At 72.7% G+C, this 25,403-nt stretch carries 20 protein-coding genes, 1 pseudogene and 1 riboswitch; of the genes and pseudogenes, 12 read left to right on the top strand and 9 right to left on the bottom strand.

The genetic code is table 11. The features are described 5' to 3' along the window. Window positions 1-39: 39 nt before the first annotated feature. Complete coding sequence (locus AB0G17_RS18085; protein ID WP_361383029.1) at window positions 40-1,083, top strand: ABC transporter substrate-binding protein; 1,044 nt, start codon at window positions 40-42, stop codon at window positions 1,081-1,083. Window positions 1,084-1,094: 11 nt separating this feature from the next. Here the strand turns inward: AB0G17_RS18085 and AB0G17_RS18080 are convergent, their stop codons facing one another. From AB0G17_RS18080 to AB0G17_RS18060, 5 genes and pseudogenes are all read right to left on the bottom strand, one after another. Beyond that, window positions 1,095-1,772 carry a response regulator gene (locus AB0G17_RS18080; RefSeq protein WP_361383026.1) on the bottom strand — a complete coding sequence of 226 codons (678 nt, stop codon included), beginning with the start codon at window positions 1,770-1,772 and terminating at the stop codon, window positions 1,095-1,097. Next, complete coding sequence (locus tag AB0G17_RS18075; protein ID WP_361383022.1) at window positions 1,769-3,469, bottom strand: sensor histidine kinase; 1,701 nt, start codon at window positions 3,467-3,469, stop codon at window positions 1,769-1,771. The genes AB0G17_RS18080 and AB0G17_RS18075 overlap by 4 nt, the downstream gene beginning before the upstream one ends. A 276-nt stretch (window positions 3,470-3,745) precedes the next feature. Further along, window positions 3,746-3,983: pseudogene (locus tag AB0G17_RS18070) on the bottom strand (hypothetical protein). 95 nt (window positions 3,984-4,078) lie between these two features. Beyond that, window positions 4,079-4,690 carry a DUF6082 family protein gene (locus AB0G17_RS18065; RefSeq protein ID WP_361383020.1) on the bottom strand — a complete coding sequence of 204 codons (612 nt, stop codon included), beginning with the start codon at window positions 4,688-4,690 and terminating at the stop codon, window positions 4,079-4,081. 21 nt (window positions 4,691-4,711) lie between these two features. Beyond that, window positions 4,712-5,332, bottom strand: a complete 621-nt coding sequence (locus tag AB0G17_RS18060; RefSeq protein ID WP_361383017.1) for a DUF6082 family protein — start codon at window positions 5,330-5,332, stop codon at window positions 4,712-4,714. A 407-nt stretch (window positions 5,333-5,739) separates the two neighbouring features. Between AB0G17_RS18060 and AB0G17_RS18055 the strand changes: the two genes are divergently transcribed. Continuing rightward, entirely contained in the window at window positions 5,740-6,867 is a 1,128-nt protein-coding gene (locus AB0G17_RS18055; protein WP_361383014.1) for a CobW family GTP-binding protein, read from the top strand. Between the two features lie 256 nt (window positions 6,868-7,123). Here the strand turns inward: AB0G17_RS18055 and AB0G17_RS18050 are convergent, their stop codons facing one another. Further along, window positions 7,124-9,574, bottom strand: coding sequence for a DNA topoisomerase IV subunit A (locus tag AB0G17_RS18050; protein ID WP_361383011.1), 2,451 nt, complete (start codon window positions 9,572-9,574; stop codon window positions 7,124-7,126). A 181-nt stretch (window positions 9,575-9,755) separates the two neighbouring features. Between AB0G17_RS18050 and AB0G17_RS18045 the strand changes: the two genes are divergently transcribed. The 4 genes from AB0G17_RS18045 (at window position 9,756) to AB0G17_RS18030 (ending at window position 14,561) form a co-directional block, all read left to right on the top strand. After that, window positions 9,756-11,108, top strand: coding sequence for a pitrilysin family protein (locus AB0G17_RS18045; protein WP_361383008.1), 1,353 nt, complete (start codon window positions 9,756-9,758; stop codon window positions 11,106-11,108). After that, the gene (locus tag AB0G17_RS18040) at window positions 11,105-12,493 is read left to right on the top strand and encodes a pitrilysin family protein (RefSeq protein WP_361383006.1); all 1,389 of its coding nucleotides are present in this window, start codon (window positions 11,105-11,107) and stop codon (window positions 12,491-12,493) included. The genes AB0G17_RS18045 and AB0G17_RS18040 overlap by 4 nt, the downstream gene beginning before the upstream one ends. A 239-nt stretch (window positions 12,494-12,732) precedes the next feature. Beyond that, a riboswitch (cyclic di-AMP (ydaO/yuaA leader) is annotated at window positions 12,733-12,893 on the top strand. Window positions 12,894-12,906: 13 nt separating this feature from the next. After that, window positions 12,907-13,677, top strand: coding sequence for a M23 family metallopeptidase (locus AB0G17_RS18035; protein ID WP_361383003.1), 771 nt, complete (start codon window positions 12,907-12,909; stop codon window positions 13,675-13,677). Between the two features lie 206 nt (window positions 13,678-13,883). Further along, window positions 13,884-14,561 carry a GntR family transcriptional regulator gene (locus tag AB0G17_RS18030; protein WP_361383000.1) on the top strand — a complete coding sequence of 226 codons (678 nt, stop codon included), beginning with the start codon at window positions 13,884-13,886 and terminating at the stop codon, window positions 14,559-14,561. 205 nt (window positions 14,562-14,766) lie between these two features. Here the strand turns inward: AB0G17_RS18030 and AB0G17_RS18025 are convergent, their stop codons facing one another. Beyond that, window positions 14,767-15,048, bottom strand: a complete 282-nt coding sequence (locus AB0G17_RS18025) for an HPr family phosphocarrier protein (protein ID WP_361382997.1) — start codon at window positions 15,046-15,048, stop codon at window positions 14,767-14,769. A 171-nt stretch (window positions 15,049-15,219) separates the two neighbouring features. Between AB0G17_RS18025 and AB0G17_RS18020 the strand changes: the two genes are divergently transcribed. The 4 genes from AB0G17_RS18020 (at window position 15,220) to AB0G17_RS18005 (ending at window position 20,951) form a co-directional block, all read left to right on the top strand. Beyond that, on the top strand, window positions 15,220-18,417 hold the full coding sequence (locus tag AB0G17_RS18020) for a GNAT family N-acetyltransferase (RefSeq protein WP_361382994.1): 3,198 nt from the start codon (window positions 15,220-15,222) through the stop codon (window positions 18,415-18,417). A 36-nt stretch (window positions 18,418-18,453) separates the two neighbouring features. Then, complete coding sequence (locus tag AB0G17_RS18015; protein WP_283141062.1) at window positions 18,454-19,041, top strand: DUF5998 family protein; 588 nt, start codon at window positions 18,454-18,456, stop codon at window positions 19,039-19,041. Further along, window positions 19,041-20,234 (top strand): nucleotide pyrophosphatase/phosphodiesterase family protein, encoded by a 1,194-nt coding sequence (locus tag AB0G17_RS18010; RefSeq protein ID WP_361382991.1) that lies wholly within the window; start codon window positions 19,041-19,043, stop codon window positions 20,232-20,234. Before AB0G17_RS18015 ends, AB0G17_RS18010 begins: the two co-directional genes overlap by 1 nt. 69 nt (window positions 20,235-20,303) lie before the next feature. Then, window positions 20,304-20,951 carry a thymidine kinase gene (locus AB0G17_RS18005; protein WP_067165158.1) on the top strand — a complete coding sequence of 216 codons (648 nt, stop codon included), beginning with the start codon at window positions 20,304-20,306 and terminating at the stop codon, window positions 20,949-20,951. Between the two features lie 114 nt (window positions 20,952-21,065). Here AB0G17_RS18005 and AB0G17_RS18000 read toward each other — a convergent pair whose 3' ends face one another. After that, complete coding sequence (locus AB0G17_RS18000) at window positions 21,066-21,839, bottom strand: VOC family protein (RefSeq protein ID WP_361382988.1); 774 nt, start codon at window positions 21,837-21,839, stop codon at window positions 21,066-21,068. A gap of 223 nt (window positions 21,840-22,062) precedes the next feature. On the opposite strand from AB0G17_RS18000, the gene AB0G17_RS17995 reads away from it, so the two are divergent. Beyond that, window positions 22,063-22,911 carry a sulfurtransferase gene (locus AB0G17_RS17995; protein WP_361382986.1) on the top strand — a complete coding sequence of 283 codons (849 nt, stop codon included), beginning with the start codon at window positions 22,063-22,065 and terminating at the stop codon, window positions 22,909-22,911. A gap of 95 nt (window positions 22,912-23,006) precedes the next feature. On the opposite strand, the gene sepH is transcribed toward AB0G17_RS17995, so the two are convergent. Then, the gene (gene sepH / locus AB0G17_RS17990) at window positions 23,007-24,041 is read right to left on the bottom strand and encodes a septation protein SepH (RefSeq protein ID WP_361382983.1); all 1,035 of its coding nucleotides are present in this window, start codon (window positions 24,039-24,041) and stop codon (window positions 23,007-23,009) included. 499 nt (window positions 24,042-24,540) lie between these two features. Between sepH and AB0G17_RS17985 the strand changes: the two genes are divergently transcribed. After that, on the top strand, window positions 24,541-25,392 hold the full coding sequence (locus AB0G17_RS17985) for a hypothetical protein (RefSeq protein ID WP_361382980.1): 852 nt from the start codon (window positions 24,541-24,543) through the stop codon (window positions 25,390-25,392). Window positions 25,393-25,403 lie beyond the last annotated feature (11 nt).

The following is a 25,403-nucleotide window of genomic DNA, read 5'->3' as shown; positions in this document are numbered from 1 at the left end:
CGTATGCCCCCCTCCACAGATCACCGGGACGTGATTGACATGCGCAGCAGCCACCACTTCAGCAGAATCCCCGCCGCCCTCCTGGCGGGCGCCCTGGCCGCGACCACCCTGACCGCCTGCGGCTCGGACGACTCGGGCTCCGGCTCGTCCAACAAGGTCAAGATCATGGTCGGCGGCTTGGACAAGGTCATCTATCTGCCCGCGATGCTCACCCAGCAGCTCGGCTTCTTCAAGGCCGAGGGCCTGGACGTCCAGCTGCTGAGCGAACCCGCCGGGGTGCAGGCCGAGACCGCGCTGATCTCCGGCGACGTCCAGGGCGCCGTCGGCTTCTACGACCACACGCTCGACCTCCAGGTCAAGGGCAAGCAGGTGGAGTCGGTGGTGCAGTTCTCGCACGCGCCCGGCGAGGTCGAGATCGTCTCCACCAAGGCCGAGGGTGACATCGCCACTCCCAAGGACTTCAAGGGGAAGAAGCTCGGCGTCACCGGCCTCGGCTCGTCGACCGACTTCCTCACCAAGTACCTGGCGGTCCGCGACGGGCTCAAGACCAGCGACTTCACCCCGGTCGCGGTCGGCGCGGGACAGACGTTCATCGCCGCCCTGAAGCAGGGCTCCATCCAGGGCGGCATGACCACCGATCCGACGGTCGCCAACGTCCTGGACCAGAAGCTCGGCAAGGTCCTGCTCGACATGCGGACGCCCGAGGGCTCGCAGTCCGCGCTCGGCGGCCCGTACCCCTCGTCGAGCCTCTACATGAACGCGAGTTGGGTGAAGGGGCACCAGGAGACCGTGCAGAAGCTGGCGAACGCGCTGGTCAAGACGTTGCGGTGGATGTCGTCGCACAGCGCGGAGGAGATCGCCGCGAAGATGCCCGCCGACTACGCGAAGGGCGGCAAGGCGCTCTACGCGCAGTCGATCAAGAGCACCCTGCCCATGTTCACCAAGGACGGGGTGATGCCCGCGGGCGGGCCCGAGACGGTCGAGAAGGTCCTGAAGGCGTTCAACCCCAACCTCAAGAACGCGGACGTGGACCTGTCCAAGACGTTCACGACCGAGTTCGTGAACAAGGTCCCCAAGGGCTGACCCCACCCGCCTCAGCGGCCGGTCGCCCACTCGTAGCGGTGCTCGGGGCGGCCGGTCTCTCCGTAGCGCAGACCGAGCCGTACCCGGCCCGCCCGCTCCAGGAGCTTCAGATAGCGCTGGGCCGTCTGCCGGCTCACCCCCGCCCGCTCCGCGATCTCCTGCGTCGAGAGCGGGCCGTCGGCGGCGAGCAGCACCTGGCGCAGCAGCTCGGCGGTGGTGGGGGAGTGGCCCTTGGGCAGGTTGGGCTCGGTAGAGACCGAGAGGGCGCCGAAGATCCGGTCCACCTGGGCCTGTTCGGCCTCGCCGCCGCCGTCGAGGGTGCGGCGCAGCGCGGCGTACGCCTCCAGCTTGGTGCGCAGGCCCGCGAAGGTGAACGGCTTGACGAGGTACTGGAGCGCCCCCTGGCGCATCGCGGCCTGGACGGTGCTCACGTCGCGAGCCGCCGTCACCATGATCACGTCGGTGTGGTGGCCGAGCCTGCGCAGCTCTCGTACGACGGCGAGGCCGTTCTCGTCCGGCAGATAGTGGTCGAGCAGGACCAGATCGATGGGGCGCTGGGCGATGAGCGCGAGCGCCTCCGCAGCCGAATGCGCCTTCGCCACCACCCGGAAACCGGGAACTTTCTCGGCGTACGCGGCATTGATGTCGGCGACCCGCCGGTCGTCGTCCACGACGAGGACGTCGATCATCGCGCCTCCTCGCTCAGTACGGTGACGTCCTGCGGGACGATCAGGCTGTCGGGGGTCGCGTCCGGCTCCCCCTCCAGGGCCTCGCTCAGCGCCTCCGGCAGCACGACGGTGAACTCCGCCCCGCCGGCCGGGCCCGTCGCCACGCGCGCGTGCCCGCCCTGCCGCTCGGCGAACCGGCGGACCAGGGCGAGTCCCAGGCCACGCTTGCCGTGGGCGGGCAGCTCCTTGGTGGTCCAGCCCTCGGTGAAGATCAGTTCGCGCTGCCCGTCCGGGACGCCAGGGCCGCTGTCGAAGACCCGCAGCACGGCCGTACGCCCCTCGGCGCGCAGGGTCACCCCGACCGAGGCGTCCGGAGTACCGGCGGCCGCGTCCAGCGCGTTGTCCACCAGGTTCCCGACGACGGTGACGATCCCGCGCGGGTCGACCAGCCGGTCGGGGAGCAGCGTGTCCGGGGTGATCCGCAGGGCGACCGCGCGTTCGGCGGCCACCGTGGCCTTGCCGACCAGCATCGCCGCGAGCAGCGGGTCGCGGACCTTCTCGGTGACCTGCTCGGCGGTGGTCCGGTGCACCCCGACGACCTCGGTGACGAACTCGACCGCTTCCTCGTGCATCTCCAGCTCCAGCAGGCCCAGCAGGGTGTGCAGCCGGTTGGCGTGCTCGTGGTCCTGGGCGCGCAGGGCGTCGATCAGGCCATGGGTGGAGTCCAGCTCGCGCCCCAGACGCTCCAGCTCGGTGCGGTCCCGCAGGGTGGCGACGGCGCCGCCGTCGTCGGTCGGCATGCGGTTGGCGACCAGGACGCGGTGGCCGCGCACCGTCAGAAGATCGGTGCCCGACACGCGGCCCGCGAGCACATCGGTCGTCCGTCCGGCGCCGAGCACCTCGTCCAGGGGGCGGCCCGCGGCCTCGGGGCCGACGCCGAGCAGCCGCTGGGCCTCGTCGTTGAGCAGCCGGATCCGGCCGCTCCGGTCGAGCGCCACCACGCCCTCGCGGATCGAGTGGAGCATGGCCTCGCGCTCCGCGAGCAGCGCCGAGATATCGGAGAAGGCCAGGTCACGGGTCTGTTTCTGGATCCGGCGGGAGATCAGATACGCGGCGAGCGCGCCGGCCGCGAGGGCGCCGCCCGCGTAGGCCAGCAGCCCAGGAATGGCGGCGAGCAGCCGGGCGCGCACGCTGTCGTACTCGATCCCGACCGACACCGCCCCCACGATGGCGCCGCCGGAGTCCCGCAGCGGCACCTTGCCGCGCGCCGAGCGGCCCAGTGTGCCGCTGTCGATCTCCATCACGTCCTCGCCCGCCAGCGCCTCGCTGGGGTCGGTGGAGACGACCTTGCCGATCTGCTCGCCGTCGGTGTGCGACCAGCGCACTCCGCGCCGGTCCATGACCACCACGTACTCGGCGCCGGTGGCCCGGCGGATCCGCTCGGCCTCGCGCTGCACCGGGCCGCCGGGGGTGGGCCGGGAGGCGACCAGGTCCGCCGCGATCTGCGGCTGCGCGGCCGTGGACTGGGCGATGGCGAGGGCCCGGCGCATCGCCTGGTCGTCGAGCTGGTGGCTGAGCGGGGCGAGGAACAGGCCGGTCGCGAGCACGGTGACACCGGCGGCGATGGCCAGCTGCATCAGCAGCACCTGGGAGAAGACGCGCTGCGGCCAGCCGAACCGCCGCCGTCCGGGTGCGGGCGTGCTGGGGACGGCACTCATGCCTATGCACGGTAGACGGCCCGGCGGCGCATTCGAAATCCGTCCATGGGCCGGTGAGGCTGCCGCCGGTCGCCTCGGCGCTGCTCTTCCCGTACTTCCAGGGCCCCGGCCACGGCCTCTGGCCTGGGCTCGATGCATACGCTCCGCTGCCGGGCGCCACGGCTGCGCCGCACCCTGCCCGGCTTCGCGCGGCGCCGCCCTGCGGCCGCGAGCGTGAATTCCCTATGCGCTTCTTATGTGCTTCTTATGCGCCTCTATTCGTTCCTCGTCCGTTCCTTACGCCTCAGGGATGTCCGCCTTGGCACGCACCAGCGTGTCGCGGGTGATCACGACGATCCGCTCGTCATCGGCACGCGCGGCGGTCAAAGGGCAGCTTGCCGTCCAGGATTTCGGTCACGTCCGTGCCGATGATGGCGAAACGGCCGTCGCTCAGCTCGAAGATGTCGGGGCATGTCTGCCCCGACAGGCTGCCGCGTTCTCGTGGGGAAACACCGACCCTGCGCAGGATATTCACCAGGGACCGTTCCAATGGCTCGGAGGAGTCTGGGTCGTAGGACAGAGAACCAGACTCGCGCAGGCTGCGGTAGATCCCCATGGAATTGGTGAGGATTACCTCAACTGGCTGATGTTTTGCACGATCTCGTCGACACGCCGGCCGAGCCGTGCCTCCTGCGAGTCCTCCTGGAGTACGGCCCGGTGCTGCCGGGTGAACTCCCAGTATTCGCGGAAAATAGGACTGCGGCAGATGACACGCAGATGTCCGCCGACCTCGCTCTCGCTCGTCGAACCGGTCCGGTACGCGTGCAGCACATTGCTGTAGAGCGCGTTGGCGTAGAGAAACTGCCGCTGTTTCACCGGGGGCACATCCTCCTCGAACGTGTCCAGGACGGCTGCCAGCTCGGGGTCGTCCATGGCCTTGCTGAGCAGGTCGAAGTGGAGCCGGTGCTGGTGGGTGAGGGTGATCCGGCGGGCCAGCAGCCGGTGCTGAAGGGCGAGTCCCGCGGCGCCCCCGGCGACCGCGAGCCCGGCGAAGACGCCGCCGGCGGAGGCCCCGCCGGCCGCCGGGGCGATCGCGTGAAACCCGGCGCCGAGCGCCAGGCTGAGGACGGCGGCCAGCGCCACGGCGCCCGCCGCGAGCGCCGCCGTCGCCGCCGTGCCGTCGTGCTGTCCGATTCCGATTCCGATTCCGGTTCCGGTTCCGGTTCTGTGCTGGCTGGTCATGTCTCTTCTCCCGTACGACTGTTACTGCTGTGGGGGAGTGGGCGGCCCCGGGGTGGTCCTGATCTCCTCGTCGATCAGCTCTGCCAATTTCCTTTCGTGGCTGTCCCCGGGGAGAGCGAATTTCGCGCCCCTGGAGAGTGCCCAGTACCGAAGATAGGGCTCACTGCTCCGTAATGACCGTGCGTGTACGCGCAGTTCGTCGTCGGAATAGCTGCCCCACTGGCGGGCGAGCAACAGGTGCCCGAACGTCAGGTTGGCGAACAGGTACTGTCGCTCCTCCTCGTGAGGGATACCCGGAAAGCCGTTCCACACTGCCGCCAGCGACGGATCGTCCATGGCCATCCGGGTCAGCTGGACATGCAGCGAGCGCATATTCGCCTCGGCGCTTCGGTGCAGTTCCTGGCGGGACTGGGTCAGTTCCTCGCGCTGGTCGGCGAGTTCGCGCCGCTGCAGACGCAGTTCCTGGTATTGGAACAGCAGCGCCACCACGAGTATGAGGAATGCCAGGCCGGAGAAGACGGCGCTCGCGGCGCCGAAATAGTTCCCGATCTGGCTGCGGCCCTCGGCGCGGTCAAGGCTGCCTTCGCGCCGCTGGACGCTGTCGATGAGCCAGCCGCTGACCAGGACGGCGGCGGCGCTCACCAGGGCGGTTCCGGCGAGCGTGGCGGCCGTCCAGAGGGCGAACTTCGCGGTGGAGCGGAGTGGGCGCAGTGAGCGGAGTGAGCGGAGCCAGGCGGATGGGCTTGTCGATCCTGTCATGAGGCCTCCCGGGTGTGGGCAGTCAATCTGCCCGCGAGCCCCCCGGGCGACGCGCGGCCGGGACGGCGGGCGCGGGCGTTCCGGCCCCGTGCGGTGGGCGCTCGGGCGCGTGGGGGTGCGCCGGGTGGCGCCGTCCCGGGCGCTCGGTCCCCGGCCGGTCGCCCTCCGGCCGGTCGCCCTCCGGCCGCCAATATCCTGGAGCGGGCCGGGGGAGAACCCCCGCGCCCCGCCGTCCGCGCCCGCCCGCCCCGCGCCCCGCGTCCCGCCTGAGCCTGAGAGAGGTCCCCCTCGTGAGTCCGACCGGTCCGGCCCCGCAGATCCCCGTCGTCGTCCTCGCGGGCTTCCTCGGCTCGGGCAAGACCACCTTGCTCAACCACCTGCTCCGGGCCAGCAGGGGCACCCGGATCGGGGCGATCGTCAACGACTTCGGGGCCATCGAGATCGACGCGATGACCGTGGCCGGACAGCTCGGCGACTCGACGCTGTCGCTGGGCAACGGCTGCCTGTGCTGCGCCGTCGACGCGAGCGAGCTGGACGTCTATCTGGAGAAGCTGACCCGGCCCGCCGCCCGCCTCGACGTCGTCGTCATCGAGGCGAGCGGCCTCGCCGAGCCGCAGGAGCTGGTCCGGATGGTGCTGGCCAGCGACAACCCCCGCGTCGTGTACGGCGGGCTCGTCGAGGTCGTCGACGCGGCCGAGTACGGGGCGACCCGCGAGAAGCACCCCGAGATCGACCGGCACCTCGCGGTCGCGGACCTCGTGGTGCTCAACAAGACCGACCGGGTGCCGAGGCCCGCCCTCGACCGGCTGCGCGCGTCGCTGGGCGGGGCCGCGTCGGTGGTGGAGTCCGTGTACGGGCGGGTCGACCCGGAGCTGTTCTTCGACCGCAGACCGAGCGCCGAGCGGGTCGGGCAGCTGGCCTTCGAGGACCTGCTGGACGACGACGATCACGACGACGATCACGGCGGCGAGCGAGGGGAGGCGTGCGGAGAGGCGGCGTGCGCTCCTGGGTGCGGACACACGGCCCATCTGCACACCGCGTACGAGTCCGTCGCCTTCACCTCGGCCGTGCCGATGGACCCGCGTCGGCTGATGGCCTTCCTCGACAGCCGCCCCGAGGGCCTGTACCGCATCAAGGGGTACGTCGACTTCGGCGCGGCCGATCGGCGCAACCGCTACGGCGTCCACGCCGTGGGCCGCTTCCTGCGCTTCTATCCGGAGCCGTGGCCGTCCGGCGAGGAGCGGCTCACCCAGCTCGTCCTCATCGGGTCCGGGGTCGACGCCGAGGGCTTGCGCAAGGCGCTGGACGAGGCGGTGGCGACGGCCCCGCAGGGCACCCCGGACGAGCACGCCATGTGGGGCGTCCTGCGGTACGTACAGCGGGACGAGGCGGAGGAAGCGCCGGGCGCGGACGACTGACCGCGCTGACGGCCGACTGCGGGCCGGTGCTGCCGGTCGGCCACGGCCGGTGGGGACCGGCCGTCCGGTCCCCACGCCCCTGACGGGGCGAGCCCGCCCGACATGGGGCGCCGGCGGCGCCGGGTGCGGCCCAAGGCCGTCGGGCCCCCGCGCCCCTGAGGGGGCGAGCCCCTCGGCCGCGCGCGGCGGCGCCGGGCGCGGCCCGAAGCCGTCGGGCCCCCGCACCCCCGAGGGGCACGGGGGCCCGCGCCAGCCCCTACAGCGTCGGTCCCGCCAGCGCCGTCACCGTGTGGCCCAGCGGCGTGCCCGAGCCGTCGCGGCGGGGGTCCGGCTCGGGGAGCTCCGCCGGTGTGCCGTTGGCCTGGGCCGCCTTCGCCGGGGCCGCGCCCGCCCAGGCCAGGACCAGCATGTCCTCACCCTTCAGGAACCGCTGGCAGCGCACACCGCCGGTGGCCCGGCCCTTGCGCGGATACTGGTCGAACGGGGTCAGCTTGACCGTCGCCGCCGAGTCCCCGAGCAGCGTGCCGCGCGAGCCCGCCACGGTGAACACCACCGCGTCCGCCGCCGGGTCGACCGCGCTGAAGGCGATCACCTTGGCGCCCTCGGCCACCTTGATGCCCGCCATGCCGCCCGCCGGACGGCCCTGCGGCCGCACCTGCGAGGCCTGGTAGCGCAGCAGCTGGGCGTCGTCCGTGATGAAGACCAGGTCCTCCTCGCCGGTGCGCAGCTCCACCGCGCCGACGATCCGGTCGCCGTCCTTCAGGGAGATGACCTCCAGCTCGTCCTTGTTGGCCGGATAGTCGGGCACCACACGCTTGACCACGCCCTGCTCGGTGCCGATCGCCAGACCCGGTGACGACTCGTCCAGCGTCGTCAGACAGACCAGCGTCTCGTCCGCCTCCAGGGACAGGAACTCCGAGACCGGGGCGCCGCCCGAGAGGTTGGGCGCCGCCGCCGTGTCCGGCAGCTGCGGCAGGTCGATCACGGCGAGCCGCAGCAGCCGCCCGGCCGAGGTGACCGCGCCGACGTCGCCGCGCTGGGTCGCGGGCACCGCGGACACGATCACATCGTGCTTGGTGCGCCGCTCGGCCTCCGCGAGCGGTTCCGCGTTCGCCGTACGCGCCAGCAGGCCCGTCGAGGAGAGCAGCACCCGGCAGGGGTCGTCCGCGACCTCCAGGGGCACGGCCGCGACCGGCGCGCCCGCCGACTCCAGCAGGACCGTCCGCCGCTCGGTGCCGAACTTCTTGGCCACCGCGGCCAGTTCGGTCGAGACCAGCTTGCGCAGTTCGCTGTCCGACTCCAGGATCCCGGTCAGCTCGTCGATCTCGCCGGTGAGCCGGTCGCGCTCGCTCTCCAGCTCGATGCGGTCGAACTTGGTGAGGCGGCGCAGCGGGGTGTCCAGAATGTACTGCGTCTGGATCTCGCTGAGCGAGAAGTGCTCGATCAGGCGCTGCTTGGCCTGCGCCGAGTTGTCGCTCGACCGGATGAGACGGATGACCTCGTCGATGTCGAGGAGCGCGACGAGGAGGCCCTCGACCAGGTGCAGCCGGTCGCGGCGCTTGGTGCGCCGGAACTCGCTGCGGCGGCGCACGACCTCGAAGCGGTGGTCGAGGTAGACCTCCAGGAGCTCCTTGAGGCCCATGGTGAGCGGCTGGCCGTCCACCAGCGCCACGTTGTTGATGCCGAAGGACTCCTCCATCGGCGTCAGCTTGTAGAGCTGCTCCAGGACGGCCTCGGGGACGAAGCCGTTCTTGACCTCGATGACCAGACGCAGACCGTGCGAGCGGTCGGTGAGGTCCTTGACGTCGGCGATGCCCTGGAGCTTCTTCGAGCCGACCAGGTCCTTGATCTTGGAGATCACCTTCTCCGGGCCGACCGTGAACGGCAGTTCCGTGACGACCAGGCCCTTGCGGCGGGCCGTCACGTTCTCCACGGACGCCTTGGCGCGGATCTTGAAGGTGCCGCGGCCCGACTCGTACGCGTCCTTGATGCCGGAGAGGCCGACGATCCGGCCGCCGGTCGGCAGGTCGGGGCCGGGGACGAAGCGCATCAGCGCTTCCAGGTCCGCGTTGGGGTGGCGGATCAGATGGCGGGCGGCGGCGATGACCTCGCCCAGGTTGTGCGGCGGCATATTGGTCGCCATGCCGACCGCGATCCCCGTCGCGCCGTTGACCAGCAGGTTCGGGAACGCGGCGGGCAGGGCCACCGGCTCCTGCTCCTGGCCGTCGTAGTTCGGCGAGAAGTCGACGGTGTCCTCGTCGATCGACTCGGTCATGAGCGAAGTGGCGTCGGCCATCTTGCACTCGGTGTAGCGCATCGCGGCCGGCGGGTCGTCGTTGCCGAGCGAACCGAAGTTGCCGTGGCCGTCGACGAGCGGCAGGCGCATGGAGAAGGGCTGCGCCATCCGCACCAGCGCGTCGTAGATCGACGCGTCGCCGTGCGGATGGAGCTTGCCCATGACCTCGCCGACCACGCGCGCGCACTTCACATAGCCGCGCTCGGGGCGCAGGCCCATCTCGTTCATCTGGTAGACGATGCGGCGGTGGACCGGCTTCATGCCGTCGCGGGCGTCCGGCAGGGCCCGCGAGTAGATCACCGAGTAGGCGTACTCGAGAAAGGAGCCCTGCATTTCGTCCACGACGTCGATGTCGAGGATCTTCTCCTCGAAATCGTCCGGCGGCGGGGTCTTCGTGCTGCGGCGGGCCATCGCGGCTGCGGCTCCTTCACCAACGAGTTCTTCTTAGCGACCACCAACAAGGTCTGCTGCTGACGCCGACCATTGTGGACCGTCCCACTGACAACGCAGACCGCGACCCGGGAACTTCGCCAGGTGTCGGTGCGCTTGCATACAGTGGCAGGACTTCTTCACCGCGATCGAAGGGACGTACATGCCCATGGGTCACACGGCCACCGCCCAGGCCGGCTCCGGCGGCCTGACAGCGACCGAGCACCGGCTGGCCAACGGCCTGCGCGTGGTGCTCTCCGAGGACCACCTGACCCCGGTCGCCGCGGTCTGCCTCTGGTACGACGTGGGTTCCCGCCACGAGGTCAAGGGCCGCACGGGCCTGGCGCACCTCTTCGAGCACCTGATGTTCCAGGGCTCGCACCAGGTCCACGGAAACGGTCACTTCGAGCTGGTGCAGGGCGCGGGCGGCTCGCTCAACGGCACCACCAGCTTCGAGCGCACCAACTACTTCGAGACCATGCCCACGCACCAGCTGGAGCTGGCCCTGTGGCTGGAAGCCGACCGCATGGGCTCGCTGCTCTCCGCGCTCGACGACGAGTCCATGGAGAACCAGCGCGACGTCGTCAAGAACGAGCGCCGCCAGCGGTACGACAACGTGCCGTACGGCACGGCGTTCGAGAAGCTCACCGCGCTGGCCTACCCCGAGGGCCACCCGTACCACCACACGCCGATCGGCTCCATGGCCGACCTGGACGCGGCGACGCTGGAGGACGCGCGCGAGTTCTTCCGTACGTACTACGCGCCGAACAACGCGGTCCTCTCGGTCGTCGGCGACATCGACCCCGAGCGCACCCTCGCCTGGATCGAGAAGTACTTCGGCTCCATCCCGTCCCACGACGGCAAGCAGCCGCCGCGCGACGGCGTGCTGCCCGGCGTCATCGGCGAGCAGCTGCGCGAGGTCGTCCACGAGGACGTCCCCGCGCGCGCCCTGATGGCCGCCTACCGGCTGCCGCACGACGGCACCCGCGAGTGCGACGCCGCCGACCTGGCGCTCACCGTCCTCGGCGGCGGCGAGTCCTCCCGGCTCCACAACCGTCTGGTGCGCCACGACCAGAGCGCCGTGGCGGCCGGTTTCGGCCTGCTGCGGCTGGCCGGCGCCCCCTCGCTCGGCTGGCTGGACGTGAAGACGTCCGGCGGCTTCGAGGTCCCCGACATCGAGTCGGCCGTCGACGACGAGCTGGCCCGGTTCGCCGAAGAGGGCCCCACGGCCGAGGAGATGGAGCGCGCCCAGGCCCAGCTGGAGCGCGAGTGGCTGGACCGGCTCGGCACGGTCGCCGGCCGCGCCGACGAACTGTGCAGGTACGCGGTCCTGTTCGGCGACCCGCAGCTCGCCCTGACCGCCGTCGACCGGGTGCTCGACATCACCGCCGAGGAGGTGCGGGACGTGGCCCGGGCCACCCTGCGCCCGGACAACAGGGCGGTGCTGGTGTACGAGCCGACCGCCGCCGAAGCAGACGACGCGGCCGACGCCGACGCCAAGGGAGCAGAGCAGTGAGCGAGACCGGCGTGACCATGCAGTTCCACCCCCAGCCGGCCGCCGGCACCGCGCGTCCCTGGGCGTTCCCCGCCCCCGGCCGCGCCACCCTGCCCAACGGGCTCACCGTGCTGCGCTGCGACCGCCCCGGCCAGCAGGTCGTGGCCGTGGAGATCTTCCTCGCCGCCCCGCTGGACGCCGAGCCGGCCGGCCTGGACGGCGTCGCCACGATCATGGCGCGCGCGTTCTCCGAGGGCACCGACAAGCGCTCCGCCGAGGAGTTCGCCGCCGACCTGGAGCGCTGTGGCGCCACCCTGGACGCGCACGCGGACCACCCGGGCGTGCGGGTCTCCCTGGAGGTGCCGGTCTCCCGGCTGCCCAAGGCGCTCGGCCTGCTCGCGGAGGCGCTGCGCGCCCCCGCGTTCGCCGACGCGGAGGTCGACCGGCTGGTCCGCAACCGCCTCGACGAGATCCCGCACGAGCTGGCCAACCCGGCCCGCCGCGCCGCCCAGCAGCTCTCCCGGGAGCTCTTCCCGGCCACCGCGCGCATGTCGCGCCCGCGCCAGGGCACCGAGGAGACCGTCACCCGGATCGACGCCGGGGCCGTGCGCGCCTTCTACGAGGCGTACGTACGCCCCGCCGCGGCCACCGCGGTCATCGTGGGCGACCTGGGCGCCACCGACCTGGACGCGGTCCTGGCGGACACCCTGGGCGCCTGGACCGGCACCCCGGCCCAGGAGCGCCCGATGCCGCCGGTCACCGCCGACGACACCGGCCGCGTGGTCATCGTCGACCGGCCCGGCGCCGTCCAGACGCAGCTGCTGATCGGCCGGATCGGCCCGGACCGCCACGACCGCGTCTGGCCCGCCCAGGTGCTCGGGACGTACTGCCTGGGCGGCACGCTCACCTCCCGCCTGGACCGCGTCCTGCGCGAGGAGAAGGGCTACACGTACGGAGTACGTGCGTACGGTCAGGTGCTGCGCTCCGGCGCGGAGGGCACCGGCGCGGCCATGCTCGCCATCAGCGGCTCGGTCGACACGCCCAACACCGGCCCGGCCCTGGACGACCTGTGGACGGTGCTGCGCAAGCTCGCCGCCGAGGGTCTGACGGACGCCGAGCGGGAGACCGCCGTGCAGAACCTGGTGGGCGTGGCCCCGCTGAAGTACGAGACGGCGGCCGCCGTCGCCGGGACGCTGGCCGACCAGGTCGAGCAGCACCTCCCGGACGACTTCCAGGCGCAGTTGTACGCGCGGCTGGCCGACACGGGCACCGTGGAGGCCACGGCGGCGGTCGTCAGCGCCTTCCCGGTGGACCGTCTGGTGACGGTCCTCGTCGGGGACGCGGCGCAGATCGAGGAGCCCGTCAAGGCGCTCGGGATCGGTGAAGTCACCGTCGTCGCGGGCTGATTGAGCCTCCGCCAGGGCTGTCCGCCGAAGGCGGCCGGACGAGGCGGGCGGACGAGGCGGGCGAGGACCCCGGTGGCCCAGTGGCCGCCGGGGTCCTTCCTTATGTCCGTTTTATTGGGGAGGTTGCCTGTCTGTCATGTGGCGTGCGCTACAAAAAGACGTGTCTGTTTGGTGATTGAAAGATCAGCCGTCTAGCGTCAATCGCGCTGTCCGTCACCACCCGTCGCAGCCGCGGCACCGGACAGCGATCGCCGAGTCCCCAACTGGCGCGAGCCAGGGGAGCCGGGGACCCACTCAGTCCCTGGGGTGAATCGGACGCCTCCGCCCGCGGAGGGGCCCGTAGGAGACCTTCCTGCTCCGAACCCGTCAGCTAACCCGGTAGGCGAGATGGAAGGAAAGGACACCGCCACTTCATGGCGTTCACCCGTGCCACCGGGAAGCACCGTCGTCCGAGCGCCATGTCGCGCAAGAGCGCGAACATAGCGGGCATCGCCACTCTCGCCACCGCCGGCGTCGTGGGCACCCTCGCCTCCCCGGCCCTGGCCGCCGAGAACTCGGCGCCCGCCGCGGCCTCCGTCGAGGACACCGGCATCACCCAGGCCATCGTGATCGGCGACTCCCTCGCCGACCGCATCGACGCCCAGGCCGCCGCCCAGAAGCACGCCGCCGACAAGGCCCGCGCCGCCGCCGAGGCGAAGCGCATGGCCGAGGCGAAGGCCAAGGAGGAGCGTGCCGCCAAGGAGCGCGCCGCCCGCGAGGCCGAGCGCAAGCGCCTCAACTCCTTCGTCGCCCCGATCGACGGCAGTTACGTCTCCACCGGCTACAAGACCGGCGGCTCGATCTGGTCCTCCGGCAGCCACACCGGCATCGACTTCCACGCGGGCAGCGGCACCTCGGTGCACGCCGTCGGCCTGGGCACCGTCGTCGAGGCGGGCTGGGGCGGCGCCTACGGCAACAACATCGTCATCCGCATGAACGACGGTACGTACACGCAGTACGGCCACCTGTCGTCCATCGGCGTCTCCGTCGGCCAGCGCGTCGAGCCGGGCCAGCAGATCGGCCTCTCCGGCAACACCGGCAACACGACCGGCCCGCACCTCCACTTCGAGGCCCGCACCTCCCCGGAGTACGGCTCGGACATCGACCCGATCGCGTATCTGCGCTCGCACGGCGTCAACGTCTGACGCGGTCCGTCCGCACACTCCACCGAAGCCCCCGGCGCCCCGCGCCGGGGGCTTCGGCGCTGCCGCCGCCGTGCGGTGAGCGGGCCGTGGCCAAAAGATATGCATTGCATACGGCATGTCACAGGGAATTAACAGCCGCTGGAATAGAGTCGCCGAACAGGCGTCGATCGACCGCGTTTCGCGGGGATTAAGGCGGAGGTTCGGTCATGCGCATTCCGGCGCAATCGGTATGCACGGCAATCCGCGACGACATCGTCGCGGGACTCTTCGCGCGCGGCAGCCGGCTCACCGAGGAAGTCCTCGCCCGGCGGTACGGGGTCTCCCGCGTCCCGGTCCGCGAGGCGCTGCGCACGCTGGAGTCCGAGGGCTTCGTCACCACGCGCCGGCACGCCGGGGCGTGTGTCGCCGAGCCGACCGAGCAGGAGGCCGCCGACCTGCTCGAACTGCGCACGATGCTGGAGCCACTGGCCGCCTCGCGGGCCGCCGCCCGGCGCACCGAGGCCCATCTCAAGGTGCTGCGCGGCCTGGTCAGGCTCGGTCAGGAGCGCATCCGGCGGGCCCAGGGCGAGGATCTGCGCTCGCTGGACGTCTGGTTCCACGAGACGCTCACCCAGGCCTCCGGCAGCCCCGGCCTGATCGCGCTGCTCACCCAGCTGCGGCACAAGATCGCCTGGATGTATGTGGTGGAGCAGCCCGCGCTGCCCGCCGAGTGCTGGGCGGAGCACGGGGCGATCGTGGACGCGCTGGCACGCGGCGACGCCGAGCGGGCCAGATCGCTGGCCGCCCACCACGCCGAGCGCGCGTTTTCCGCCTATCGCCTGCGGCGCCCGGCGGACGTGAGGACTTCGCAACACGCCGTAAACACCGCGAGCGTCCGCGCTTAACGGCGTCGCCGTATACAAAGGAAGTGATTCTGCGGGGTGGATTTATGCTGCCCGAAATCGCCGCCGGAAATCAGTGACGTACACAAGGCTCCGGGCGGCCCGCGTAAAGCAAAGGAGCCGCGGACCCTGAATTCAGGGTCCGCGGCTCCGATCGCGAAGTGCGGTGACGCGCCGGCCCGGGCCGGGGTTCGCCGGCCGGGTGCGGTCAGACGGTCTCGGGGAGCTCCTCAAGGCCTTCCTCGACCAGCTTCGCCAGACGGTCCAGGGCCACCTCGGCGCCGTCCGCCTCGGAAGCCAGCACGATCTCCTCGCCGCCCTGCGCGCCCAGGCCGAGCACCGCGAGCATGGAGGCGGCGTTGACCGGGCTGCCGTCGGCCTTGGCGATCGTCACGGGGACGCCGGAGGCCGTGGCGGCGCGGACGAAGATGGAAGCGGGGCGGGCGTGCAGGCCCTCGGCCCAGCCGACATTGACGCGGCGCTCAGCCATGGTGATGCCCTTCGAAATCTCTGACGGTTGTCTAGACCAGTCTCTCATGTCCTGCGCGGTGCTCGTGCCGACCTCGGTCCAGGATCCGGCGGCCCTTCGGCCCTGGCCGCCTCTCCACTTGCCCCTACCTTGACCTGACCGCACCGGCCCCGCGACCCGTAGGCTGCCGGTATGCAGGCTCCGCAGGAGAAGACGCAGGACCCCGCGTACCCGGCCCACTGGGAGGCCGACGTCGTGCTGCGCGACGGGGGGACCGCGCGGATCAGGCCCATCACCACCGACGACGCGGAGCGGCTCGTCTCGTTCTACGAGCAGGTGTCGGACGAGTCCAAGTACTACCGCTTCTTCGCGCCCTACCCCCGGCTGTCGGCGAAGGACGTGCACCGCTTCACCCATCACGACTACGTGGACCGTGTCGGGCTCGCGGCGACGGTGGGCGGCGAGTTCATCGCGACCGTCCGCTACGACCGGATCAACGCCCAGGGCAGGCCCGCCTCGGCGCCGGCCGACGAGGCCGAGGTGGCGTTCCTGGTCCAGGACGCCCACCAGGGGCGCGGAGTCGCCTCCGCGCTGCTCGAACACGTGGCGGCGGTGGCCCGTGAGCGGGGGATCCGGCGGTTCGCGGCGGAGGTGCTGCCCGCCAACAACAAGATGATCAAGGTGTTCACGGACGCGGGCTACCAGCAGAAGCGTTCCTTCGAGGACGGCTCGGTCCATCTCACGCTCGATCTGGAGCCGACCGCCGAGTCGCTGGCCGTGCAGCGCGCCCGCGAGCAGCGGGCGGAGGCGCGCTCGGTGCAGCGGCTGCTCGCCCCCGGCTCGGTGGCCGTGATCGGCACCGGACGCGCGCCGGGCGGCGTGGGGCGCACCGTGCTGCGCAATCTGCTCGGGGCGGGGTTCACCGGTCGCGTGTACGCGGTCAACCGGGCCTTCCCGGAGGGCGGTTCGCAGGTCGACGGCGTCCGTGGCGTCCGCTCGCTCGGCGACATCACCGAACAGGTCGACCTCGCGGTCGTCGCGGTCCCGGCCGAACGGGTGCCGGAGGCGGTCGCGGAGTGCGGCGAGCACGGGGTGCAGGGCCTGGTCGTCCTCTCCGCCGGGTACGCCGAGAGCGGCGCGGCCGGGCGCGAGCGCCAGCGTGAACTGCTGCGCCAGGTGCGGTCGTACGGGATGCGGCTGATCGGGCCGAACGCGTTCGGCGTCATCAACACCGCGCCCGGGACGCGGCTGAACGCCTCGCTCGCGCCCGAGCCGCCGCAGCGGGGCCGGATCGGTCTGTTCACCCAGTCGGGCGCGATCGGGATCGCGCTCCTGTCGGGCCTGCACCGGCGCGGCGCGGGCCTGTCGACCTTCATCTCGTCGGGCAACCGGGCGGACGTCTCGGGCAACGACATCCTCCAGTACTGGTACGAGGACGCGGACACGGACGTGGTCCTGCTGTACCTCGAATCCATCGGCAACCCGCGCAAGTTCACCCGGCTCGCGCGGCGCACGGCGGCGGTGAAGCCGGTGGTCGCGGTGAAGGGCGCCCGCCACAGCGGCTCGACCCCGCCCGGCCACGCGGTCCCGGTGACCCGGGTCCCGGACGCGGCGGTCTCGGCGCTGCTGCGCCAGGCGGGCGTGATCCGGGTGGACACGGTGACCGAGCTGGTCGACGCGGGCGTCCTCCTGGCGGGCCAGCCGCTCCCGGCCGGCCCGCGCGTGGCGATCCTGGGCAACTCGGAATCCCTGGGCCTGCTCACCTACGACGCCTGCCTCACGGAGGGCCTGCGCCCGCACCCGCCCGTCGACCTGACGACGGCGGCCACCCCCGCGGACTTCCGCGACGCGCTGGCCCGCGCCCTGGCGGACGAGTTCTGCGACGCGGTGGTGGTCACGGCGATCCCCTGGGTGGGCGAGCCCGGCTACCCCGACGAAGCCCTGGCCACGGCCCTCCAGCAGGCCACGTCCACGGCCCCGGCGAAGCCGGTGGCGGTGGTCCACGTGGAGCTGGGGGGTTTGGCGGAGGCGCTCGCCAGCGCGGCGAGCACGGGGCGGCGGGGCACGGCTGCGGCCCGGTGGTCCGCTGTGCCCACCCTCCCCCAAGCTCTCGGCTCCGCCAGAGCAGGGGGGACCGCCATCGCCCCAGCGGAACGACTGCCCACAACGGACGGCAACGATCAGGCGCGGCGGGGCGGGGCGACTGCCCCCGAGGCGGCCCCGGAGCAGAGCCTCCAGGGGATGCAGGGGCGCACCCCCGCCGACGGCACGGGCGTGGCCCCCACGGTGATGCCCGGGGCGCAGCCCCAGCGGGGTGCAGGGGCCGCAGGCCCCGTCGGGGTTCCGGGGCGGAGCCCCGAGGGGGTGCAGGGGCGCAGCCCCGTCGGGGGTTCGGGGGCGCAGGCCCCGAGGGTTTCCGCTCACCTCACCCCGCCCCCACCCCCGGAGGGTCTCGGGAAGGGGCGGGGCGGGGGACAAGCCCCCAGCCCTGACGTACCCGCACCCGAACCCTCCGCCCACCCCCACCGCATCCCCGCCTACCCCGCCGCGGAGCGCGCCGTACGCGCCCTGGCGGAGGCCGTCCGGTACGGCCAGTGGCGGCGGCAGGCAGCCGAGCAGGGCCGGGTGCCGGAGTACGACGACATCGACGAGGCCGCGGCCGCCGCCGACATCGAGCGGCTGCTCGGGGACGCGGACCCGAGGGGCACGACCCTCGCCGCCGAAGAGGCGGGGGCACTCCTCGGCCGCTACGGCATCCCCGTGCGCCCAGCCCTGCCCGCGCCCCACCCCGACGCCGCCGTCACGGCCGCCGCCCGCCTCGGCTACCCCGTGGCCCTCAAGACCACCGCCCCGCACCTGCGCCACCGCCCCGACCTCGGCGGCGTCCGCCTCGACCTCGCCGACGAGGAACAACTGCGGCGCGCGTACGCCGAGTTGACGCAGGCCCTCGGCAAGCCCGAGGAGCTGCGGCCGGTCGTCCAGGCGATGGCGCCGCGCGGCGTGGACACCGTCGTGCGCGCCGCCATCGACCCGGCCGTCGGCGCCGTGCTCTCCTTCGGCCTCGCCGGAGCCGCCTCCGAGCTGCTCGGCGACACCGGCCACCGGCTCGTCCCCGCCACCGACCGGGACGCCGCCGAGCTTGTCCGGTCGATCCGGACCGCACCCCTGCTCTTCGGCTGGCGGGGCTCCGCACCGGTGGACACGGCGGCCCTCGAAGAGCTGCTGCTGCGGGTCTCGCGCCTGGTCGACGACCACCCGGAGGTCGTCGCCGTCTCCCTGGAACCGGTCGTCGTGGCCCAGCACGGCGTGTCCGTACTCGGCGCGAGCGTCCGCCTCGCACCCCCGCCGCCCCGCTCCGACCTGGGCCCGAGGCGCCTGCCCAGCTACTGAAACGATCGGGCCCCGGGGCCCCGTAGGATGGAGCCCATGGCGAAGACCGGCACGATGACCCAGGGGCTGCGCGCGGCGATCGAGCGCAGCGGCTACTACCCGGCCCTTGTGGCCGAGGCGGTGGAGGCAGCCGTCGGTGGTGAGCCCATCGCGTCGTACCTGGTCCACCAGGAGACCACCTTCGACGCCAACGAGGTGCGCCGCCACGTGACGGTCCTGGTTCTGACGGGCAACCGTTTCATCGTCAGCCACACCGACGAGCAGAACGCCGACACCAGCTCCCCGACGCCGTACGCCACGACCTCCACCGAGTCCGTGAAGCTCGACCGGATCTCGTCCGTGGTCGTCAGCCGCGTGGTCGCCAACCCCGAGTCGTACACCCCGGGCACCCTGCCCCGCGAGGTCGTCCTGACCATCGGCTGGGGCGCCGTCTCCCGTATCGACCTGGAGCCCGCCGCCTGCGGCGACCCCAACTGCGACGCCGACCACGGCTACACCGGCAACGCCACCGCCGACGACCTGAGCCTGCGCGTCAGCGAGGCCGGGGACGGCCCGGACACCGTGCGCCAGACGCTCGACTTCGCCCAGGCGCTCTCCGAAGCCACCGCGGCCACCGCCCGCTGATGGCCCAGCCCGCCTGGCAGGACCCGGAACCCCTCGCCCTCGACACCGCCCCCGTGCCCGAGTACGGCAGCGGCTCGCTCGCCGATCTGCTGCCCACCCTCTCGGCCGGCATGGGCGTGCCCGGTGTGAGCGCCACCATCCCCGAGCTGGCCCCGGCCGACCGGAACTGCGTGTTCCTGATCGACGGGCTCGGCTGGGAACAGATCAAGGCCCACCCCGACGAGGCGCCCTATCTGCACGGGCTGCTCGCCACCTCGCGCGGCGGCACCGGACGGCCGATCACCGCCGGGTTCCCGGCCACCACCGCCACCTCGCTCGCCTCCGTCGGCACCGGCCTGCCGCCCGCCGCGCACGGCCTGCCCGGCTACACCGCGCGCAATCCGGAGACCGGCGAGCTGATGAACCAGCTCCGCTGGAAGCCGTGGACCGACCCGCACGTCTGGCAGCCGTACCCCACGGTCTTCCAGCTGGCCGACGCGGCCGGCGTGCACACCGCCCAGGTGTCCTCGCCGACCTTCCAGCACACCCCGCTCACCAAGGTCGCGCTCAGTGGCGGAACGTTTCATGGCCGGCTGACCGGCGAGGACCGCATGGACCTGGCCGCCCACCAACTGGCCGCCGGGGACCGCTCGCTGGTCTACACGTACTACAGCGAGGTCGACGGCAAGGGCCACCGCTTCGGTGTGGACTCGGACGCCTGGCGCGGCCAGTTGATGTACGTCGACCGGCTGGTCCAGCGCCTGGCCGAGCAGCTGCCGCCGCGCTCCGCGCTCTACGTCACCGCCGACCACGGCATGATCGACATCCCCTTCGACGAACAGTCCCGCATCGACTTCGACGAGGACTGGGAGCTGCGCGCCGGAGTGGCCCTGCTCGGCGGCGAGGGCCGGGCGCGCCACGTGTACGCGGTGCCGGGCGCCCAGGCCGACGTGCTCGCCGTCTGGCGCGAGGTGCTCGGCGAGCAGTTCTGGGTGGCGAGCCGCGACGAGGCCATAGCGGCGGGCTGGTTCGGGCAGCCGGGCGCCTGCGACGAGCGCGTGTACGGGCGGATCGGCGACGTCGTCGCGGCCGCGAGCGCCGATGTGGTGATCACCGCCTCGCAGAACGAGCCGCACGAGTCCGCGATGGTCGGCATGCACGGCTCGATGACCCCCGTCGAGCAGCTCGTGCCGCTCCTCGAAGTACGCTCGTAACCCTCCCGCACCTCCCCCTGTCTCCTGTACGCGGACGCGTGCGCAGATCCGAAAGGCCGTCACCTTCCCATGCCCGAGCTGGTGTTCTTCTCCGGAACGATGGACTGCGGAAAGAGCACCCTCGCTCTTCAGATCGAGCACAACCGCTCCGCGCGCGGCCTCCAGGGCATGATCTTCACGCGGGACGACCGCGCGGGCGAGGGCAAGCTGTCCTCCCGGCTCGGCCTGGTGACGGACGCCGTCGAGGCCGCCGAGGGCTTCGACTTCTACGCGTACCTCGTCGCCCACCTCTCCAAGGGCGGCCGCTGCGACTACGTGATCGCCGACGAGGCGCAGTTCCTCGCGCCCGGTCAGATCGACCAGCTCGCCCGGGTCGTCGACGACCTCGACCTGGACGTCTTCGCGTTCGGCATCACCACCGACTTCCGGTCCAAGCTCTTCCCCGGCTCCCAGCGGCTGGTCGAACTGGCCGACCGCGTCGAGGTCCTCCAGGTCGAGGCGCTCTGCTGGTGCGGGGCGCGGGCCACGCACAACGCCCGTACCCGGGGCGGCGAGATGGTCGTCGAGGGCGCGCAGGTCGTGGTCGGGGACGTCAACCAGTCCGAGGACGAGATCGGCTATGAGGTGCTCTGTCGGCGCCACCACCGCCGGCGGATGACGGCGGCGGCAGCGCGGGCGGCGGCGCTGTCGCCGGACGTGCTGCCGGTCGACGCGTAGCGCTCCGGGGGCCCGGATTCCGTCTGCGGGCCGGTGGGGGCCGGGCGCGCCCGCGCGGCGGAGCCGCATGTGTCACAGCCCCGCGCCCCTGAAGGCCGACCCGGTCGGGCCGGATCAATCGTGCGACCGGACCACCGTGAACACCGCCCCCTCCGGGTCCGTCACCGTCGCCGTGCGGCCGCTCTGGTCCTCGTGCGGGGGTCTGAGCACCTGGCCGCCCAGCTCCGTGACCCGGGCCGCCGCCTCGTCCGTGTCCGCGACCTCGAAGTACGTCATCCAGTGCGCGCCCTTGTCCCGCGGCAGGGCGTGGCCCACGCCGTGCAGCGAGCAGACCGGGCGCCCCTCGATGTGCAGCGTCACGTGGTCGAGGTCGGGCGAGTCCAGCGTCTGCTTCTCGTAGCCGAACAGCGACTCGTAGAACTTGCCGACGGTGGACGTCTCGCGGGTCACCAGCTCGTTCCAGACGGGCGTGCCCGGGGCGCCCGCCACCATCGTGCCGACGTGCGCCTGGGCCTGCCAGGCGCCGAAGACCGCGCCCTCCGGGTCCGAGGCGATCACCAGGCGTCCGGCGTCGCCCGCGTCGAGCGGACCGACCCCGACCGTGCCGCCGCAGTGCCGGATCGTCTCGGCCGTCGCGTCGGCGTCGTCGGTGGCCAGATACGTCGTCCAGGCGATCGGCAGATGGCGGTCGGGCGGAAGCTGCCCGATGCCCGCGACCTCGGCGCCGTCGAGCAGCGCCCGCACATAGGGGCCGAGCGAGGCGGGCCCCGGCCGGAACTCCCAGCCGAACAGCGCCGCGTAGAACTCCTGGGTGGGAGCCAGACCGTGCACCATGAGGCTCACCCAGCAGGGTGTGCCGGGCGTGCGCCGGGTCTCTGCCTGGGACATCGTGACTCTCTCCTCGGACCATCGCTGTGAGAACGCGCCCTGAAGAGGCGGGCGGTCGGGCCGCGCCGACGCCCACCCCTCGCAGATGCTTGCACCACCGACGGCCAAGCGCGCCCCGGCCGCGCCGCTTTTGGCGCGTTCCCGCAGGAGGATGCCCGCTTTGGTATTTCTCACCCTTTTCGCTCCTGTTACGTGGCGCCGCGTGCTGCGCGAGGATGGCCCCATGAACGCCATCATCAGCGCACCCGAACTGGCGCACGAGCTGGCCGGGGCCCGCCCTCCGGTCCTCCTGGACGTCCGCTGGCAGCTCAGCCTGGCGACGGCGGCCGGCGCCGTCCCCTTCGACGGCCGGGCCGCGTACGAGGCCGGGCATCTGCCCGGCGCGGTCTTCGTCGACCTCGACGCGGAACTCGCCGGGCCGCCGGGCGCCGGTGGCCGCCACCCGCTGCCCGATGTGGCCGAGTTCGGCGCCGTGATGCGCCGCGCGGGCGTGTCGGCCGGGACGCCGGTGGTCGTCTACGACGGCGGCCAGGGCTGGGCGGCCGCGCGCGCCTGGTGGCTGCTGCGCTGGACGGGTCACCGGGACGTCCGCGTCCTCGACGGCGGCCTCGCCACCTGGACCGGCGCCCTGTCCACCGACGTCCCCGAGCCCGCCGAGGGTGACTTCGCCCCCGAGCCCGGCGCGGTGGGCCTGCTGGACGCGGACGGGGCGGCCGCGCTGGCCCGCTCCGGACTGCTGCTCGACGCCCGGGCGGGGGAGCGGTACCGGGGCGAGGTCGAGCCCATCGACCGCGTCGGCGGCCACATCCCGGGCGCGGTCTCCGCCCCGACCACCGAGAACGTGGGCCCCGACGGGCGCTTCCTGGCCCCCGAGGTGCTTGCCGAGCGCTTCAAGGCCCTGGGCGCCTCGGGCACCGAGGTCGGCGTTTACTGCGGCTCCGGGGTCTCCGGCGCCCACGAGGTGCTGGCCCTGGCGGTCGCGGGCATCCCCGCCGCGCTCTACGCCGGGTCCTGGTCGCAGTGGTCCTCGGACGAGTCGCGCCCGGTCGCCACGGGCCCCGACCCGCAGTAGCGCGCACCGAGGGGCCCGCGCTCGGCGCGGGCCCCTCGGCTCGTAGCCCTGTGCGAGGCGTCTCCACGGACGAGACGTCCTGCTCCTGGTGCTTGCTACTCCTGCTTCTTGCGACGCGTGCCGAAGACGATCTCGTCCCAGCTCGGCACCGCCGCCCGCCGCCCGGGCCGCACGCCGTCCGCCTCGGCCTGGCGGTCCGTGGTGCCGGTGAGGCGGTCGCGGTGGCCGGTCACCGAACGGGGCATCAGGACGTCCGCGTACGCCGCGCCGGCGCCCGCCGACGCCGCCGGTGCGGGCGGCTCCTCGACCTCGGGCTCCGCCTCGGGCTCGCTCGCCGGGGGCTCCGGCGGCGCGGCGGGCCGCTCAGGCACCACCATGTCGCCCCGGAAGCTCGGCACGGCCTCCAGCAGGCTGGTGAGCGAGTCGCTCTCGTCCGGCGCGGGCTCCGGTGCGGGCGCCGTGGGGCGCTCCAGCTGCCGGTCCAGGGCGCGGTCCAGCGGCCGGTCCCGGGGCAGTCTGGCGATCCTCGGCACGAACGGGAAGCTCGGCTCGGGGGTGTCGTCGGTCTCGCCGATCAGCGAACGGGCCTCGTCGTCGACGGCCTGGACGAGCCGGCGCGGCGGGTCGTAGGTCCAGCTCGCGGCGTGCGGCTCGGTGGCCACCCGGTAGACGAGCAGGACTTCCCAGGTGCCGTCGTCGCGGCGCCAGGAGTCCCACTGGACGCTGTCCTTGTCGGCGCCGCGCAGCAGCAGCCGCTCCTGGACGGCCTCGCCGAGCTGGGGGCCGGTGTTCTCGCCGGGACGCCGCACGGGGGTCTTGCGCGCCCGCTCGGCCATGAAGGCGCGCTCCGCGAGCACCGGGCCCTCGAAGCGCCGGACCCGGTCGACCGGGATCCCGGCGAGCTGGGCGACCTCCTCGGCCGAGGCACCCGCCCGTATCCGCGCCTGGATGTCGCGAGGCCGGAGGTGGCTTTCGACCTCGATCTCGATCTGCCCGAGCCGGGCGCGGTCGTTGCGCACGGCGGCGCGCAGCCGCTCATCGATCGGAAGCGTGTACTCCGTGCTGTCCGCAGCCTTGAGCACCAGTCGTGTGCCGTCGTTGGAGACGGCCACGACACGCAGTTCGGGCATGGGGACCTCCCGGGTGGTGCCTGCCGACGTCACCTGCGTCGCTGCTTCCGCTAGTCGAGTGTGGCCTGCCCGGGTGCAGCCTGCCACAACCTTGCCGAGTTGCCCGGCGTGTCGGGCATGGGCCCTGGAACGCCGTTATGGCACGGTTACCTGTTTGCAACGCAGAGTGACCGAAGTGGTCGCCCTGGACAGCAGGCGCCCGTGCGGTGCCGCGGCGCCGCCGGTTCGAGTGCCGCTTTCGGCCCCCTCCCGCAGAGCCCGGAAACCCGAGAGGGAGACCAGGCCCAGGGCTCGCCACAGTACTCCATTCGGGCCACCTGGGTGGACCGCCGCGCCGCCGAAGTTCTCCTGGGGGGCGGGAGTTGGACGCCGCGCGCCGTGCGTACACGTACTTCGTACGTGTCGTGGTTCACAGAATCGCCAGAAACGGAACTTTTCGCTTCGCCCATAGGTCCCCACTACGTACAAGCTGGCGGAGAAGGGCGAACAGAGGCTGTAGATGGGTGAGAAGCCGGATATCGGGACCAAACAGGACGAGAGGCGACTCGACCTGAGTGTGCCCCAGGTCGCGGGCAGCGCTCTCGCCGCGATCGCGGCCGCCGTGCTCGCCTCCAGACTCGGTGTCTACGGGACGGTCATCGGCGCCGGTGTGGTGAGCGTCGTCGCCACCTGTGGCGGCACGGTCTTCCAGCACCTGTTCCGGCGTACCGGGGAACAACTGCGCGATGTCACCGTCCAGTCGCTGCCCAGGGCGCGCCGCGACGCGGGCCTTCCGGTGTACGAGGACGCGCGCGAGGGCGAGTTCGGCGCGGCCACCGTCCACGGCACCCGGCTGCGGGGCTGGAAGCGGTCGGCGCTGGGCGCCGCCGTGGTCTTCGCGGTAGCGATGGGCGGCATCACGGCGTACGAACTGGCGTCCGGCGGCGAGCTGGGCGGCGGCGGGGGCACCACATTCGGCTCGGTCGTCAGCGGGAGCGGCGGCACGTCGTCGCAGAAGGACTCGGAACCCGAGCGGCGCGCCCCGCACACGCCCGGCACGGGAGCCGACGGCGGCACCGACGGGGGCACGCCCTCCTCGCCGGATCCCGGGAAGCCGTCTCCGGGGAAGTCCGACCCCGGGAAGGGGGCCGGCGGAACGTCCGCCACAGGCGGCACCACGGGCTCGGGAGGCACCACCCCGTCGCCCACGCCCAGGCCCTCCACCGGTGGTGGTCCGGGGGCGTCGGGCGGCACCCCCGGCCCGCCGCCCTCGCCGTCGCCTTCCAAGGACGGCGTGGCCACCGGCTCGGGCGGCGCCACCCCGGACCCGGACGCGGGAACGGGCTCCGGAGCGGCCCCGCCCGCCCCCTAGCAGGTCAGTGG

The organism is Streptomyces sp. NPDC023838, from assembly GCF_040639555.1.
Lineage (GTDB): Bacteria > Actinomycetota > Actinomycetes > Streptomycetales > Streptomycetaceae > Streptomyces.
This window is presented reverse-complemented; position numbering and strand designations above follow the sequence as displayed.

What these genes read in the sequence shown, in the direction of transcription:
- AB0G17_RS18085 (WP_361383029.1), top strand. Translation starts at nt 40, where the DNA reads ATGCGCAGCAGCCACCACTTCAGCAGAATCCCCGCCGCCCTCCTGGCG.
- AB0G17_RS18080 (WP_361383026.1), bottom strand. Translation starts at nt 1,772, where the DNA reads ATGATCGACGTCCTCGTCGTGGACGACGACCGGCGGGTCGCCGACATC.
- AB0G17_RS18075 (WP_361383022.1), bottom strand. Translation starts at nt 3,469, where the DNA reads ATGAGTGCCGTCCCCAGCACGCCCGCACCCGGACGGCGGCGGTTCGGC.
- AB0G17_RS18065 (WP_361383020.1), bottom strand. Translation starts at nt 4,690, where the DNA reads ATGACCAGCCAGCACAGAACCGGAACCGGAACCGGAATCGGAATCGGA.
- AB0G17_RS18050 (WP_361383011.1), bottom strand. Translation starts at nt 9,574, where the DNA reads ATGGCCCGCCGCAGCACGAAGACCCCGCCGCCGGACGATTTCGAGGAG.
- AB0G17_RS18045 (WP_361383008.1), top strand. Translation starts at nt 9,756, where the DNA reads ATGCCCATGGGTCACACGGCCACCGCCCAGGCCGGCTCCGGCGGCCTG.
- AB0G17_RS18035 (WP_361383003.1), top strand. Translation starts at nt 12,907, where the DNA reads ATGGCGTTCACCCGTGCCACCGGGAAGCACCGTCGTCCGAGCGCCATG.
- AB0G17_RS18030 (WP_361383000.1), top strand. Translation starts at nt 13,884, where the DNA reads ATGCGCATTCCGGCGCAATCGGTATGCACGGCAATCCGCGACGACATC.
- AB0G17_RS18025 (WP_361382997.1), bottom strand. Translation starts at nt 15,048, where the DNA reads ATGGCTGAGCGCCGCGTCAATGTCGGCTGGGCCGAGGGCCTGCACGCC.
- AB0G17_RS18020 (WP_361382994.1), top strand. Translation starts at nt 15,220, where the DNA reads ATGCAGGCTCCGCAGGAGAAGACGCAGGACCCCGCGTACCCGGCCCAC.
- AB0G17_RS18015 (WP_283141062.1), top strand. Translation starts at nt 18,454, where the DNA reads ATGGCGAAGACCGGCACGATGACCCAGGGGCTGCGCGCGGCGATCGAG.
- AB0G17_RS18010 (WP_361382991.1), top strand. Translation starts at nt 19,041, where the DNA reads ATGGCCCAGCCCGCCTGGCAGGACCCGGAACCCCTCGCCCTCGACACC.
- AB0G17_RS18005 (WP_067165158.1), top strand. Translation starts at nt 20,304, where the DNA reads ATGCCCGAGCTGGTGTTCTTCTCCGGAACGATGGACTGCGGAAAGAGC.
- AB0G17_RS18000 (WP_361382988.1), bottom strand. Translation starts at nt 21,839, where the DNA reads ATGTCCCAGGCAGAGACCCGGCGCACGCCCGGCACACCCTGCTGGGTG.
- AB0G17_RS17995 (WP_361382986.1), top strand. Translation starts at nt 22,063, where the DNA reads ATGAACGCCATCATCAGCGCACCCGAACTGGCGCACGAGCTGGCCGGG.
- sepH (WP_361382983.1), bottom strand. Translation starts at nt 24,041, where the DNA reads ATGCCCGAACTGCGTGTCGTGGCCGTCTCCAACGACGGCACACGACTG.
- AB0G17_RS17985 (WP_361382980.1), top strand. Translation starts at nt 24,541, where the DNA reads ATGGGTGAGAAGCCGGATATCGGGACCAAACAGGACGAGAGGCGACTC.